This is a genomic window from Faecalibacterium sp. An58, from assembly GCF_002161515.1.
Taxonomy (GTDB): domain Bacteria; phylum Bacillota; class Clostridia; order Oscillospirales; family Ruminococcaceae; genus Faecalibacterium; species Faecalibacterium avium.
Map to the genome: position 1 here is coordinate 1 of NZ_NFHX01000022.1, position 13831 is coordinate 13831.

The window sequence follows — 13831 nt, forward strand, 5'->3', positions numbered from 1 at the left end:
TATCTTTTATACACCATAAGGAGGAAAAATTCATTATGAAACTCAAGAAGATTGCTTCTCTGGCGCTGGCCGGCATCATGGCCGTCAGCATGCTGGCTGGCTGCAAGGACGGCAGCAGCAGCTCTTCTTCCAGCAGTGAGAACACTACTCCTGCTACTGGCGTCTCTGCTGAGTTTGCTAGCTATCTGAAAGATAATAAGAATGTTACTTTTGCAGACGATGCTGAGTACCAGGGCTATCTGTCGAAGATTCTGAAGAATCTTGATCCCAAGCATGACGAACTGGATGCTGTTAAAACTATTGATGATAAAAACAATGATTTTGTACCCGAAGTTATTGATGTTTTGAAGAACAATGTTAACGGCTATGTTAGTAACCAGGCGATTTCGTATCTGAATAAGACTACTACTGTCTCTACTAAAACTGATGCTGTGATTGCGAGTGCCTATGTTGCTCCCGGTAGCATGAGCCAGAGCGTTGTTTTGAAGGCAGTTGCCGATACGCTCAATGGAAGCATTTGCGATGCTGCTTTCCATGACTTCTCTGTTGACGATACTGATGACAGCATTCGTTATGACTACAAGTATAACGGCAATGTCAGCATTCAGAAGGTGACCGATGGCAGCTCTTCGGCTTGGTATGTGCTGGTCGTTGTTGAAATTGATACAACCAAGGTCGATGCATAAGCTTGCAAAGGCGTAATTCTAACATTACTTATAACACCCCCGGGGCACCATACCGGGAGATGATATAAGGGGCGCGCGGGTGCCAGAGACCACCGGCACGCTCGGGTAAAACACCCATCCGATGTGGCGGCAAAGAGGAATAGAACCAATATTCCTTCTGTTGTTGATCGCACCAAAACAAAAGAACTTTTGCGTCACGAAAGATAGGGTCCCTCTGCGGGGGCTGGCTGCAAAGCCGGCCCCCGCATTGTTTTTGTTTTGGCCGCGCTTTCTGCGCTTGGCAGGGCGTTGGATCCATTTTTCTGTGAAAAGTTTGCTTCAAATACTTTACAATGCTAGCATGATAAAGTATAATGGGAGGGCAAAAACGCATCGGATCTCATCACACTGCACACGAAAGGGGACTGCCCTATGCAATTCGACCTCTCCCTGCTGCAGCCCAAGGAGCAGGTCTCCTTTGGACTGCGGGCCCTGTACGAGGCGGCGGGATGCCGCAAGTACCACATGGGCCAGTTTGAGGAGTACGCCCTCTATCAGGAAAACCAGGCCTTCCTGCCCTCCCGGCAGGTGATTACCTTTACCGACCTGGACGGCCGGCTGCTGGCCCTCAAGCCGGATGTGACCCTCTCGATCGCCAAGAGCGCCCAGCCTGCCCCCGGCCAGACCCGCCGCTTTTATTACAGTGAAAACGTCTACCGCCCCTCTGCGGACAGCCATACCTTCAAGGAGATCGCCCAGATGGGTCTGGAATTCATCGGCCAGGTGGACCCGGAGCAGACCGGCCAGGCGGTGGCCCTGGCGGCCCGCTCGATGTCCCTTCTGGCCGAGGTGATGGGCCGGCCCTGGCGGCTGGAGGTGGGCCACATGGGCTGGCTGCAAGCCATGCTGCAGGCTTTGGATATCCCTGCGGCGGCCCGGGGCAGTATCCTGGCGGCCCTGCAAGCCAAAAACAGCCATGGACTGAGCGCCGCTGCCCAGGCTGCGGGCTGCGGGCCGCAGCAGATCCAGGCTCTGCAGGAGCTGCTGGAACTGCACGGCCCCGCCGGCCAGGTACTGCCCGGGCTGCGCCGGGCCTGCCGCACCCAGGCCATGCAGGATGCCGCCGCCCAGCTGGAAGCCCTGGCGGTGCGCCTGGCCGACGCAGGTCCCTCCCTCTGGCTGGACCTGACCTTGTCGGGGGAGATGGAATACTACAACGGCCTGATCTTCCAGGGCTATCTGTGGGGCGTGGCCCGCCCTGTGCTGCGGGGCGGCCGGTATGACCCGCTGGTGCGCAAGTTCACGCCAAAGGCCCAGGCGGTGGGCTTTGCGGTGTATCTGGATGAGCTGGACCACCCCGCTGCGCCGCCCCCCGCCGGCGGCTGCGAGGAGACGGCCCCCTGGCTGAACATCGCCTTGCCCAAGGGCCGTCTGGGGGATAAGGTATACCAGCTGCTGGCCCGCAGCGGGTGCCTGTCTCCCGAGGACTACAACGCCACCCGCAAGCTGGTGGTGGAGGACCCCGCCGCACGGGTGCGGTGCTTCCTGGTCAAGCCCAGCGACGTGGCGATTTATGTGGAGCACGGCGCGGCGGATCTGGGCATCGTGGGCAAAGATTGCCTGGAGGAGGCCGCCCCGGATGTCTATGAGCTGCTGGATACCGGCCTGGGCCGCTGCCGTATGTGCGTGGCCGCTCCGGCCGGCTACCAGGAGGACCCCGGCCGCCCCCTGCGGGTGGCCACCAAGTTCCCCCGCATCGCGCAGGAGCATTACGCCAGGCTGGGGCGGGATATCCAGATCATCCGGCTGAACGGCTCCATCGAGCTGGCCCCCATCCTGGGGCTGTCCGATGTCATTGTGGATATTGTGGAGACCGGCGCCACCCTGCGGGAAAACGGGCTGGAGGTCCAGGAAGCCTTCCTGCCCATCTCGGCCCGGGTGATCGCCAACCGGTCCAGTTATCAGTTCAAGGGGGCAGCGGTCCGCGGGCTGCTGGCCCGGCTGCGGGAGACCTTGTCCCGCCCAAAGGAGGAAACGTTATGATCCGTCTGTACAGACTGCAAGACCTGGCCCCCGGCCAGATCCTCAACCGGGACCCCGCCGCCCAGCCCGAAGTGGAGGCGGCGGTGGATGCCATCATCGCCCAGGTGCGGGCGCGGGGGGACGACGCCCTGCGGGACTACGCCCTCCGGTTCGACGGGGCAAAACTGGATGCGCTGGAGGTGACGCCCGCCGAGATGGAACAGGCCCTCGAGCAGGTGGACCCGGCTTTTCTGGACATCCTGCGGCAGGCTGCCGCCAACATCGAGGCGTTCCACCGCCGCCAGCTGCCCCAGGGCTTTGTGATCACCCGGGAGGACGGGGTGGTGCTGGGCCAAAAATATACCCCGGTGGCCCGCGCGGGGGTGTATGTGCCGGGCGGCACGGCGGCCTATCCCTCCACCGTGCTGATGGATGTCATCCCGGCCCGGGTGGCGGGTGTGCCCGAGATCCTCATGACCACCCCGCCCGGCCCGGACGGCCGGGTAGCGCCCGCCATTTTGGCGGCGGCCTCGGTGGCGGGGGTCACCCATATCTATAAGGCGGGCGGGGCCCAGGCCATTGCGGCCCTGGCCTATGGCACCCGGACCATCCCGGCGGTGGACAAGATCGTGGGCCCCGGCAATGTGTATGTGGCGGCGGCCAAGCGCCGCGTATTCGGCCAGGTGGGGATCGACATGGTGGCCGGCCCCAGCGAGATCCTGGTGCTGGCCGACGGCGGGTGTGATCCCGCCTGGGTGGCGGCGGACCTGCTCAGCCAGGCCGAACACGACCGGCTGGCAAGCCCTGTGCTGGTGACCGACAGCGAGGCCCTTGCCCGTGCCGTCCAGATGCAGGTGGAGGAACAGCTGGCCGTTTTGCCCCGGGCCGCCATCGCCCGGGCCAGCATCGAGGCCAACGGCAAGATCATCCTCTGCGATAACCTGGACCAGGGGGTGGAGGTGTGCAACACCATCGCCCCCGAACACCTGGAACTGTGCGTGGCCGACCCCTTTGCCCTGCTGGGCCGCATCCGGAACGCGGGCAGCATCTTTTTGGGACGCCATGTGCCCGAGGCCCTGGGCGACTACTTTGCGGGACCCAACCACACCCTGCCCACCGGGGGCACGGCCCGCTTTTCCAGCCCGCTGGGGGTGGAGGACTTTGTCAAGCGCTCCAGCTTCATCTATTACACCCCGGACGCCCTGGCAGCTGCCAAAGACCAGGTGGCCGGTTTTGCCATGCAGGAGGGGCTGGCAGCCCACGCCCGCAGCGTCACCATCCGCTTTGCAGAGGAAGGGGGCGGGGCGCAGTGAGCCGTTTCCTCAGCCCTGCCATGGAGGCTGTCACCCCCTATCAGCCGGGCAGCCAGCCCCAGAATACGCAGGGAGTGGTGAAGCTGAACACCAACGAAAGTCCCTTCCCGCCCCCTACGGCGGTGATGGATGCCATAAGGGAGGAGGAGATGCGGCTGCACCTCTATCCCGACCCCTGCTGCCGCCAGCTGCGTCAGGCGGCTGCGGAGGCCTACGGCCTGCAGCCCGAACAGGTCCTGGCGGGCAACGGCAGCGACGAGGTGCTCTATTTTGCCCTGCGGGCCTTCTGTGACAGCGGACGGCCCCTGGCCTTTGCGGATGTCACCTACGGCTTTTACAGCTGCCTGTGCAGCCTGCTGGGCGTGCCGGCCCATATCATCCCCCTGCGGCCGGACCTGACGCTGGATCCCGGCGATTACTGCGGGCTGGGGCAGACGGTGGTCATCGCCAACCCCAACGCCCCCACCGGCATCGCCCTGCCCCCCAAAGCCCTGGCCCGGGTGGCGGCCTCCAACCCGGACAACGTGGTGCTGGTGGACGAGGCCTATGTGGATTTTGGGGCGGACAGCTGCCTGCCCTTGCTGGAACGATACAAAAACCTGCTGGTGATCCGCACCTTTTCCAAGTCGCGGCAGCTGGCGGGGGCCCGTCTGGGGCTGGCGCTGGGCAGCCCCGAACTGATCGAGGACCTGGACCGGGTGCGCACCAGCCTCAACCCCTACAACGTCAGCCGGTTGGCCCAGGCGGCGGGGGTGGCCTCGCTGCGGCAGCACAGGTTTTTTGAGGAGACGCGCAGGCAGATCATCCAGTGCCGGCAGTGGACCGCCGAGCAGCTGGCCCGGCGCGGCTTTGAGCTGACCGACAGCAAGGCGAATTTCCTGTTTGCCCGCACCGACGCCATGCCGGGGCCGGAACTGTTCCGGCGGCTGTGGCAGCAGGGGGTGCTGGTCCGCCGCTTCGATACGCCGTCCCGCATCGGGGACTGGCTGCGGATCACCGTGGGCACCCTGGAACAGATGGAAAAAGTGCTGGACGCCGTGGACACGGCTTTGAAAGGAGAGTGCTGACCATGCGGGAAGTGCGTTTGGAGCGCAACACCGCCGAGACCCAGATCGAGCTGACGCTGGACCTGGACGGCGCGGGCATCTACCAGGTGGATACCGGCTGCGGCTTTTTGAACCATATGCTGGAGCTGTTTGCCCGGCATGGCCGCTTTGACCTGGTGCTGACCTGCCACGGGGATGTGGAGGTGGACTATCACCACACCGCCGAGGATGTGGGCATCGCCCTGGGACAGGCCTTCCGCAAAGGGCTGGGGGAGATGCGGGGGATCCAGCGGTACGGCAGCTTCTGCCTGCCCATGGATGAGGCGCTGGTGCTGTGCGCAGTGGACCTGTCGGGCCGGTGCACCCTCAACTGGGCGGTGCGCTGCCCCACCGAGAAGGTGGGGGACTTTGACGTGGAGTGCGCCAAGGAGTTCTGGATGGGCTTTGCCCGCAGCGTGCCCTGCACGGTGCACCTGGTGCAGCTGGCAGGGGAGAACAGCCACCACATCCTGGAAGCCTGCTATAAGGGGGCGGCCCGGGCGCTGGCCGCCGCCGTGCAGGTGGACCGCGCACACCGGGACGAGATCCCCTCGACGAAAGGACTGCTGGTATGATCGCTGTGATCGATTACGGGGTGGGAAACCTGTTCAGCCTGCGCTCCAGCCTGCGGCATCTCGGGCTGGAGGCCGCCGTCACCGCCGACCCGGAGGTGATCCGGGCCGCCGACCGGGTGATCCTGCCCGGGGTGGGGGCCTTTGGGGATGCCATGGAGCAGCTCGAACGGCGCGGCCTTGTGCCGGTGGTGCAGGCCGAAGCCGCCCGCAAGCCCCTGCTGGGCATCTGCCTGGGGATGCAGCTGTTGTTTGAGGAGAGCTATGAGTATGGCCGCCATGCCGGGCTGGGACTGGTGCCGGGACGGGTGTGCCCCCTGGCCCCCGACCTGGCCGACCCCGCCCTCAAGGTGCCCCAGATCGGCTGGAACGCCCTGGAGCTGCTGCGCCCCCAGGACCCGCTGTTCCGCTATCTGCGGCAGGGGGAGTACGTCTACTATGTCCACAGCTACTACGGCAAAGACTGCGCCGCCAGCACCCTGGCGGTCAGCGAATATTCCATCCCGGTGACGGGCGTGGTGCGGGAGGGCTGGGTGTACGGCGCCCAGTTCCACCCCGAAAAGAGCGGCGACACCGGCCTGCGCATCCTGCAGGCCTTTGCGGAATTGTAAGGGGGCGAAGGTATGGAGCTGTTTCCAGCCATTGACCTGCGGGAGGGCCGGGTGGTCCGGCTGACCCGGGGGGACTACGACAAGATGACGGTGTATGGCGCAGACCCCTGCGCTCAGGCCGATGCGTTCCGCCGGGCGGGGGCCCGCTGCCTCCATCTGGTGGATCTGGACGGCGCCCGGGACGGCGTCCCCGCCAACGTCCAGGCCATCCGCGCCATTGTGGAGCAGGGGGGCCTGTATGTGGAGGTGGGGGGCGGCATCCGCACCCAGGCCCAGATCGAGCGGTATCTCGAGCTGGGAGTGGGCCGGTGCATCCTGGGCAGTGCGGCGGTGACGGATTTTGCCTTTGCCGCCCGGATGCTGCGAACCTACGGCAGCCGCCTGGCGGTGGGGGTGGACCTGCGGCAGGGGATGGCGGCCATCCACGGCTGGCGCGAGGACAGCGGCGTGGAGGGGCTGGCGTTCTGCCGCCAGCTGGCCGACGCGGGCTGCACCGCCCTCATCGTCACCGACATTTCCCGGGACGGAGCGATGCAGGGCACCAACCTGGACTTGTACCGCCAGCTGTGCGGGGCCCTGCCGGGGGTCGCCGTGACGGCCAGCGGAGGGATCACCCGGATGGAGGAACTGGAACAGCTGGAGCGGCTGGGGGCAGCCGCAGCCATCCTGGGCAAGAGCCTCTACACCGGCGCATTGGACCTGGCCGAATGCCTGGAGCGGCTTGGCCGGGGGAAAGGAGACGCGCTATGATCGCCAAACGGATCATCCCCTGCCTGGACGTGCGCAGCGGCAGGGTGGTCAAGGGGGTCAACTTCCAGGGGGTGCGGGACGTGGCCGACCCGGTGGAGATGGCCCGGATGTACAACGCCGACGGCGCCGACGAGCTGGTGTTCTACGACATCACCGCCAGCTTTGAGGGCCGGGCCCTCTTTATCGATATCCTCACCAGGGTGGCGGAGGAGATCTTCATCCCCCTGACGGTGGGGGGCGGCATCAACACCCTGGAGGACTTTGACCGGGTGCTCAAGTGCGGGGCGGACAAGGTGTCGGTCAACTCGGGGGCCCTGCGGGACCCCGGGCTGATCCCGGCGGCGGCCCGGCGTTATGGCAGCCAGTGCGTGGTGCTCTCGGCCGACGTCAAGCGGGTGGACGGGCGGTTCCATGTGTTTGCCAAAGGGGGCCGGGAGGACACCGGCCGGGACGCTCTGGACTGGATCGCCCGGTGCGTAGCCGCCGGCGCGGGGGAAGTGTGCCTCAACAGCATCGACACCGACGGGGTGCGGGGCGGCTTTGACCTGGAACTGCTGGACGCGGTGGCCGCCCGGGTCAGCGTGCCCATCATCGCCTCGGGCGGCGCCGGCAAACAGGAGGATTTCCTGGAGCTGTTCCGCCACAAGGGGATAGACGCCGGGCTGGCGGCGGGCATCTTCCACCAGAAACTCCTCTCCATCCCCCAGCTGAAGGCCTATCTTGCAAAAAATGGGGTGGAAATGCGCCTGTGACCTCTTGCATATCGGACCGGAATAGGATAAACTGTTAGTATGTTCCCTTTGCGGACAGGAGAAGCTATGGAACTGAAATTTGATGACAAAGGCCTGATCCCCGCCATCGTGCAGGATCATTACACCAAAGAAGTGCTCACCCTGGCTTATATGAACGCCGAGGCCCTGGCCCTGACCATTGCCGAGGGGCGGACGGTGTTCTGGAGCCGCAGCCGCCAGGCGATCTGGCGCAAGGGGGAGACCAGCGGCAACGTCCAGCAGGTGGTGTCCATCACGGCCGACTGCGACGGGGACGCCCTGGTGGTGGAAGTGATCAAGAGCGGCCCTGCCTGCCATACCGGCGCTGAGAGCTGCTTTTTCCAGCCGGTGTATGTCAGCGAAGCGTGCAAGCAGTTCAGCTGGCAGGGCCTCTACGACCTGATCCGGGGCCGCCGGGACCGGCCCCAGCCGGGCAGCTACACGTCTTACCTGTTTGAAAAAGGGAAAGAAAAAATCCTCAAAAAGGTGGGCGAGGAGTGCACCGAGGTCATCATTGCCGGCGAAAAGGAGGACAAAGCCGAGACGGTCTATGAGATCGGCGACTTGGCCTATCATCTGCTGGTGCTGATGGTACAGGCCGGCATCACGGTGGAGGACATCACCCGTGAGCTGGAAAAACGACATATCATTGACCACAAGGTCAAACAAGAAAGGATGCAGTGAGCAAGGCTATGGCAGACTTCATGAGATCCAGCGTCCACTGCCACTCGACGCTGTGCGACGGCAAAAATACCTTACAGGAGATGGCTTCTGCCGCCTGCGCCCAGGGGCTGACGACGCTGGGCTTCACGGGGCACAGCTATACCCCCTGCGACCGGGAATATTGTATGAGCCCCCGGCGCACCGCCCAGTACAAGGCCACCATCGCAAAGCTGAAGGCCGAGTATAAGGGCAAGGTGGACATCCTCTGCGGCATCGAGTGGGATCAGTTCTCGGAGGACAAGCGCGTCGGCTACGACTATTGGATCGGCAGCGTCCACTATCTCCATGGGTCTGTCAGCGGCAAGTACTACGAGATCGATTTCCGCAAGCAGGATCTGCAGACCTGCATCGACACCGACTTTGGAGGGGATGCCCTGGCGGCTGTGGAGGCCTACTACGCCTCGGTGGCCCAGGTGGCGGCCCTCCGGCCCGATATTCTGGGCCATCTGGACCTGATCAAAAAGCTGAACCGGGACGGCGCTTTCTTCGATGAGTCCTCCCCCCGCTACCACGCGGCGGCCATGGGGGCCCTGGAGGCTGCCCGGGATGCCGGCTGCCTGCTGGAGGTGAACACCGGCGCGGTGTTCCGCGGCTACCGGGATGACTTTTACCCCAGCGACTGGCTGCTGCGGGAGTGGCGCCGGATGGACGGCAAGGTCATCATCACCGCCGACGCCCACTCGGTCGATTGCCTGACCTTTGGTTACGAGGAGGCGGCCCGCCAGATCAAGGCCGCCGGCTTTGCCAGCGTCCAGGTGCTGACCGGGGCCGGCTTTGAGACCCAGCAGCTCTGAAATTGAACCGATCATCGGCTTGCACGGCTTCCGTCGAAAGAACGGGGGCCGTGCTTTTGCGCGGCACAGCCGCCGCCACAAACGAAAACACGGAGGTCACATGGAGATGACACAGACCATGGGCCGGGGCAGGGGCCGCCAGGTGGACCTGCTGCATGGGCCCATCTTCCGCAACCTGTTGCTGTTCGCGATCCCTATTTTTATATCCAACCTGTTCCAGCAGCTGTACAACGCGGCGGACGCCATGATCGTGGGCAATGTGCTGGGGGATACATCCCTGGCGGCAGTGGGAGCCTGCGCGTCCATCTATGAGCTGCTGGTGGGCTTTGGCCTGGGCATTGGCAACGGCCTGGCCATTGTCACCGCCCGGGCCTACGGCGCCCAGGACCCCGACAAGGTCAAAAAGACGGTGGCGGGGTCGATGGTCATTGGGCTGGTGGCGTCGGCGCTCATCACCATCTTCGGGCTGCTGTTTCTGCGGCCTCTGCTGCAGGCGCTGGACACCCCGCCCGAGATCCTGGACGAGGCGTACAGCTACATCATCGAGATCGCCCGGTTTGTGGTGGTGATGTTTGCCTACAACCTGTGCGCGGCGCTGCTGCGGGCGGTGGGCAACAGCGTCATGCCGCTGGTGTTTTTGATCTTCTCCTCCTGCCTCAATGTGGGGCTGGACTACTGGTTTGTGGCCGGCCTGGAGATGGGGGTGCGGGGCGCCGCGGTGGCTACCGTGCTGTCCCAGGCGCTGTCGGTGGCGCTGTGCATCGTGTATATCCTCCGGTATGCAAAGCACCTGGTGCCCAGCCGCAGGCATTTCCGGCTGGAGAAGGGCCTCTACCGCGAACTGATCACCCAGGGCCTGTCCATGGGCCTGATGAGCAGCATCGTGTCGGCAGGGTCGGTGATCCTGCAATACGGCATCAACGGTCTGGGCACCCTGGTCATTGCGGGGCATACCGCCGCCCGGAAGCTGTTTACCTTCACCGATATGCCGGTGATCGCCATGGCCACGGCAGGCTCCACCTTTGTGTCCCAGAACCGCGGCGCCGACAAGCCCGACCGCATCCGCAAGGGGATGAAGCAGATCTGGATGTTCGCCTTTGGCACCGCCATCGTGATGACCGTACTGATGAGCCTGTTCTCCGGGGTGCTGGTGCGGCTGGTATCCGGCTCCAGCGCACCGGTGGTGCTGGAAAACGGCGCCCGGTATCTGGTGTGGAACGCCCCCTTCTATTCGGTACTGGGGGTGCTGCTGGCCACCCGCTATGCTTTGCAGAGCCTGGGCCAGAAGGTCCTGCCTCTGATTTCCAGCGGCATCGAGCTGGTGGGCAAGATCCTGTTCATGCTGTTCTTCATCCCGCGCTTCGGCTACAATGCCGTCATCCTCTGTGAGCCGGTGATCTGGTGTTTTATGTGCGCCCAGCTGCTCTGGAGTTACTGGAACGACCCCTACATCAAGGCCAGCCGGGACAAGTCCCGCCCGCACTGAACCTTCCGCCCCGCCGCAGCGGCGGGGCTTTTCTGTGCCGGGGGCAGGAAAATTTTTGAAAGAAAAAGTGTGATAAGAATGTTGACAAGTTGTGAAAATTGTGATATGCTTTTCACACAATTCAGGTAAAGCTGCCTGGCGGCTTTCCTATCTTTTGGCTGCGGGCAAAAAAGCTTTTGTCCTGTGCAGCACCAAATCTGCTTATCCACGGACCCTTGCATATATGCCCCCGGCGGCTCACCACCGCCGGGGGAATTTTTTGCCCTGCCGCAGCCTACGCCTGCATTTTATGACAATGAACCGGCGAAGTGTTACAATTTTGTGGAAGAATTGTGAAAAGTGTGCTACAATACTTCCAACCGGCGGGCGAGTTCCCCGCCCTGACCATCCAAACAAAAACTGGAAATGAGGTGTAATAGATTTATGAAACTGAAAAAACTGTTGGCTCTGGTCCTGTCTTTGATGCTGGCGTTGACCATGCTGACCGCTTGCGGCGGTGGAAGAAGCAATATTGTCAACACCGGTGAAGTGGAAAGCATTTTGGCAGGTGCCGGTATGGATGTTGATGTGGGCAAATCCGGCGAGCTGAACCGTATAGCAAACAGTGTGGCCGATACGCTGGAAAAGCGCAGCTACAGCAACGATTTGGATAATGAAATTACAGCTATGCTGAATAATATGCTGCCTCCGGGAGTAGCGGGTGCCTACGTATTCCCTCCAAAGGATTACCTTGCTGAGAATTCCATGACTGTGGAAACAATGACGGCTACTCTAATTTATAATTACTCGCTCGGGGACAGCAATGTATGTGCGCTCAATGTGACCACCGCGGACGGCGTGCCCTGCGTGCTGATCGTGGCGCTTGCGGACTGAGACAACTTTTAACTTTGGGGACTTTTATATAAATCTTTACTTGCGGAACAGAAAGACGAGGTGTCATCTGTGAAGATGAAGAAACTGCTGGCCCTGATGCTGGCGGCTGTGCTGGCCTTGACGATGCTGACTGCTTGCGGCGGCGGCAAAGGTAAGGATGTGGACATCAGCGATGTCAATGCGATCCTGCAAAGCCAGGGACTGGACGTCGAGGTGAAAAGCTCGATGGAGCTGAACACCGTGATGAGCATCTTTAAAACAACCATGAGACAGAATGACATCTATCTGGTGGATACAGAGATTTTGGCCGCCGAGCTGGGGCCCCTGATGCCGGGGTTTGCCTGCTGGCAGGTATACAGCAGTTCCCAGCAGTATGACGTCTCCCTGGAACATGCCGCGGCGAATGCGGTTCGGGACCTGATCGCAGGGTATGGCGCCAACTACCGCTTTTATGTGAGCGGCATCGAGCTGATTGAACCCAGCACGCAGATCCGCTACTGGTTTGTCATCGTTGGAGCGAAAAATCCGTGACGTTTCTCCCCCGGCGGGCTTCCCGTCGGGGGATTTTATAGCCAATTTGTAAATTTTGTCTATGGTAAAGTATCGTTGTTGACAATAAATGGGCGATATGGTATGGTTATTCCATCAAGGGGCAAGAGGTGTGGTCTTGGCCCCATACCGCGAGACGGCGCAATGTTTGCATCTGAAAAGAGAAAGGATGAGTGAGTACCTTATGAAATGGAAGAAATGGATCGCCCTGGCGCTGTCTGCCGTGATGGCAGTCAGTATGCTCACAGCCTGCGGCGGCGGTGGTGGTGTGAGCGGATCGCTGAACGTAAGTAAAATGACCGGTTTGCTGGAGGATGCAGGCAGTGATGCAGTCATTGTGCGCGAGAATAAACTGTCTACTGCCGTGACAGCTGCGGCCAAGAATGTTGCTTCGTCCGGGGCTACCGGCTCTGCAAGCAGGATCGTGGCCGAAAATATGGGATGGACGGTCACAAACGTCCTGGGTGAGCTGGTCAATGACATTAAGAACAGCGGCGCGATCATGAGCATCGGCACCTCTGTGGGCATTACTTATGTTGTTGAAGAAAATGACCTGAAAACAAATACAGGCGTTGGCCTGCTGGGCTACCTTGCTTCCAACAGAGAGCAGATCCAAAAGCTGGGCGCGATCAACACGCCGGAAGCTTTTGCAGCTGCCCAGATCCTCATGATCGATGGCGCACTGGGTACGGTGCAGGATATCTCTGGAAATGCGGTCCGCTTTTCCTACAATGCGGCGGCTAAGAAAGCCACAACGTCCAGTGATACTTCGTATTGGGTGATTGCAATCGAAGTAAAAGCATCTGCGCTGTAAATACCCGTTTTGGAACCAGAACAAGAAGCCCCCGGTGCGCCGGGGGCTTTATTGTGTCCGGCACACAGGGGCGGGATTGCACTGCATACCGCTGCTTTTGGATTGCGGGGGCGCGGGAGGTATGGTATACTGGTCACAGAACAGGCGCGGGGGCGACCCTGTGCCGCAGCAGAGTCTATATGAGAAAACGAGGTGTTGTGACATGAAGATGAAACGATGGCTTGCTCTTGCCCTGGCTGCTCTGCTGGCAGTGGGATTGCTGGCCGGCTGCGGCGGCTCCGGCGCAGTCTCTTTGAACGATGACAAAGTGGAAGCGTTTTTGCAGGAATCCGGGATCGACGCCACGGTGGAAGCGGACGACAGCCTGACCCGGGCGGCCCGGGATATGGCCCAGACCCTGTCCGGGCAGGACTATGCGCAGATCGATGCATCCATGTCCACCATACGGCAGGAGATCGCCGGGCAGGCCGGTGTGGGGCGTCTGGCAGCCTGTGCCGTCTATGGGGATTCTTACCGGCCCTCCACTCCGCTGGGCGCGCTGACCCGCTATGAGGAGACGCTGGCCTCCTGCATCCGGATGGAAGGGAACGGCGACGGCGCTTATAAGGCGGCTGTGGTGCGGTTCACCAGCCGGGACGGCATGAAGCTGGTGCTGTACGTGGCGGCTGAAGCCTGACGCAGTTGGGAAAAGGGAGACTGCAATGGCAAATAGAAGGCAAAGAAAGATACCGGGCACAAGCGGCTGAAAAACAAACAAGCGGCCCTGCCGGGCGTGTCCGGCGGGGCCGTTTTGACATGAAAAGG

At 62.0% G+C, this 13831-nt stretch carries 15 protein-coding genes; all 15 read left to right on the forward strand.

The window, feature by feature from the left end; translation table 11 throughout:
- The first annotated feature begins 35 nt into the window (after nucleotides 1–35).
- The 15 genes from B5G12_RS11140 to B5G12_RS11210 all read left to right on the forward strand — a co-directional run bounded on the left by B5G12_RS11140 (nucleotide 36) and on the right by B5G12_RS11210 (nucleotide 13703).
- Nucleotides 36–686 (forward strand): hypothetical protein, encoded by a 651-nt coding sequence (locus B5G12_RS11140; protein WP_144064141.1) that lies wholly within the window; start codon nucleotides 36–38, stop codon nucleotides 684–686.
- 411 nt (nucleotides 687–1097) lie between these two features.
- Entirely contained in the window at nucleotides 1098–2708 is a 1611-nt protein-coding gene (gene hisG, locus B5G12_RS11145; RefSeq protein WP_087324957.1) for an ATP phosphoribosyltransferase, read from the forward strand.
- A complete protein-coding gene (gene hisD / locus B5G12_RS11150; RefSeq protein ID WP_087324958.1) occupies nucleotides 2705–4000 on the forward strand; it encodes a histidinol dehydrogenase in 1296 nt (431 codons plus the stop codon). The genes hisG and hisD overlap by 4 nt, the downstream gene beginning before the upstream one ends.
- On the forward strand, nucleotides 3997–5067 hold the full coding sequence (gene hisC / locus B5G12_RS11155; protein ID WP_087231834.1) for a histidinol-phosphate transaminase: 1071 nt from the start codon (nucleotides 3997–3999) through the stop codon (nucleotides 5065–5067). Before hisD ends, hisC begins: the two co-directional genes overlap by 4 nt.
- Before the next feature lie 2 nt (nucleotides 5068–5069).
- Complete coding sequence (hisB, locus tag B5G12_RS11160) at nucleotides 5070–5660, forward strand: imidazoleglycerol-phosphate dehydratase HisB (RefSeq protein WP_087231831.1); 591 nt, start codon at nucleotides 5070–5072, stop codon at nucleotides 5658–5660.
- Nucleotides 5657–6268, forward strand: a complete 612-nt coding sequence (gene hisH / locus B5G12_RS11165; RefSeq protein ID WP_087231828.1) for an imidazole glycerol phosphate synthase subunit HisH — start codon at nucleotides 5657–5659, stop codon at nucleotides 6266–6268. The genes hisB and hisH overlap by 4 nt, the downstream gene beginning before the upstream one ends.
- A 12-nt stretch (nucleotides 6269–6280) precedes the next feature.
- Nucleotides 6281–7018 (forward strand): 1-(5-phosphoribosyl)-5-[(5-phosphoribosylamino)methylideneamino]imidazole-4-carboxamide isomerase, encoded by a 738-nt coding sequence (gene hisA, locus B5G12_RS11170; protein WP_087324959.1) that lies wholly within the window; start codon nucleotides 6281–6283, stop codon nucleotides 7016–7018.
- A complete protein-coding gene (hisF, locus tag B5G12_RS11175) occupies nucleotides 7015–7770 on the forward strand; it encodes an imidazole glycerol phosphate synthase subunit HisF (protein WP_087324960.1) in 756 nt (251 codons plus the stop codon). The genes hisA and hisF overlap by 4 nt, the downstream gene beginning before the upstream one ends.
- Nucleotides 7771–7836: 66 nt before the next feature.
- The gene (gene hisIE, locus B5G12_RS11180) at nucleotides 7837–8472 is read left to right on the forward strand and encodes a bifunctional phosphoribosyl-AMP cyclohydrolase/phosphoribosyl-ATP diphosphatase HisIE (RefSeq protein WP_087231818.1); all 636 of its coding nucleotides are present in this window, start codon (nucleotides 7837–7839) and stop codon (nucleotides 8470–8472) included.
- A gap of 8 nt (nucleotides 8473–8480) precedes the next feature.
- Nucleotides 8481–9305 (forward strand): histidinol-phosphatase HisJ family protein, encoded by an 825-nt coding sequence (locus B5G12_RS11185; protein ID WP_087324961.1) that lies wholly within the window; start codon nucleotides 8481–8483, stop codon nucleotides 9303–9305.
- A gap of 106 nt (nucleotides 9306–9411) precedes the next feature.
- Nucleotides 9412–10791: an MATE family efflux transporter gene (locus B5G12_RS11190; RefSeq protein WP_204245679.1), complete on the forward strand. Its 1380-nt coding sequence runs from the start codon at nucleotides 9412–9414 to the stop codon at nucleotides 10789–10791.
- Between the two features lie 423 nt (nucleotides 10792–11214).
- On the forward strand, nucleotides 11215–11664 hold the full coding sequence (locus B5G12_RS11195; protein WP_087324962.1) for a hypothetical protein: 450 nt from the start codon (nucleotides 11215–11217) through the stop codon (nucleotides 11662–11664).
- 69 nt (nucleotides 11665–11733) lie between these two features.
- On the forward strand, nucleotides 11734–12195 hold the full coding sequence (locus B5G12_RS11200; RefSeq protein ID WP_144064142.1) for a hypothetical protein: 462 nt from the start codon (nucleotides 11734–11736) through the stop codon (nucleotides 12193–12195).
- A gap of 202 nt (nucleotides 12196–12397) precedes the next feature.
- Nucleotides 12398–13027: a hypothetical protein gene (locus B5G12_RS11205; RefSeq protein ID WP_143406967.1), complete on the forward strand. Its 630-nt coding sequence runs from the start codon at nucleotides 12398–12400 to the stop codon at nucleotides 13025–13027.
- Nucleotides 13028–13229: 202 nt separating this feature from the next.
- On the forward strand, nucleotides 13230–13703 hold the full coding sequence (locus B5G12_RS11210; protein ID WP_087231799.1) for a hypothetical protein: 474 nt from the start codon (nucleotides 13230–13232) through the stop codon (nucleotides 13701–13703).
- The last annotated feature ends 128 nt before the right edge of the window (nucleotides 13704–13831 follow it).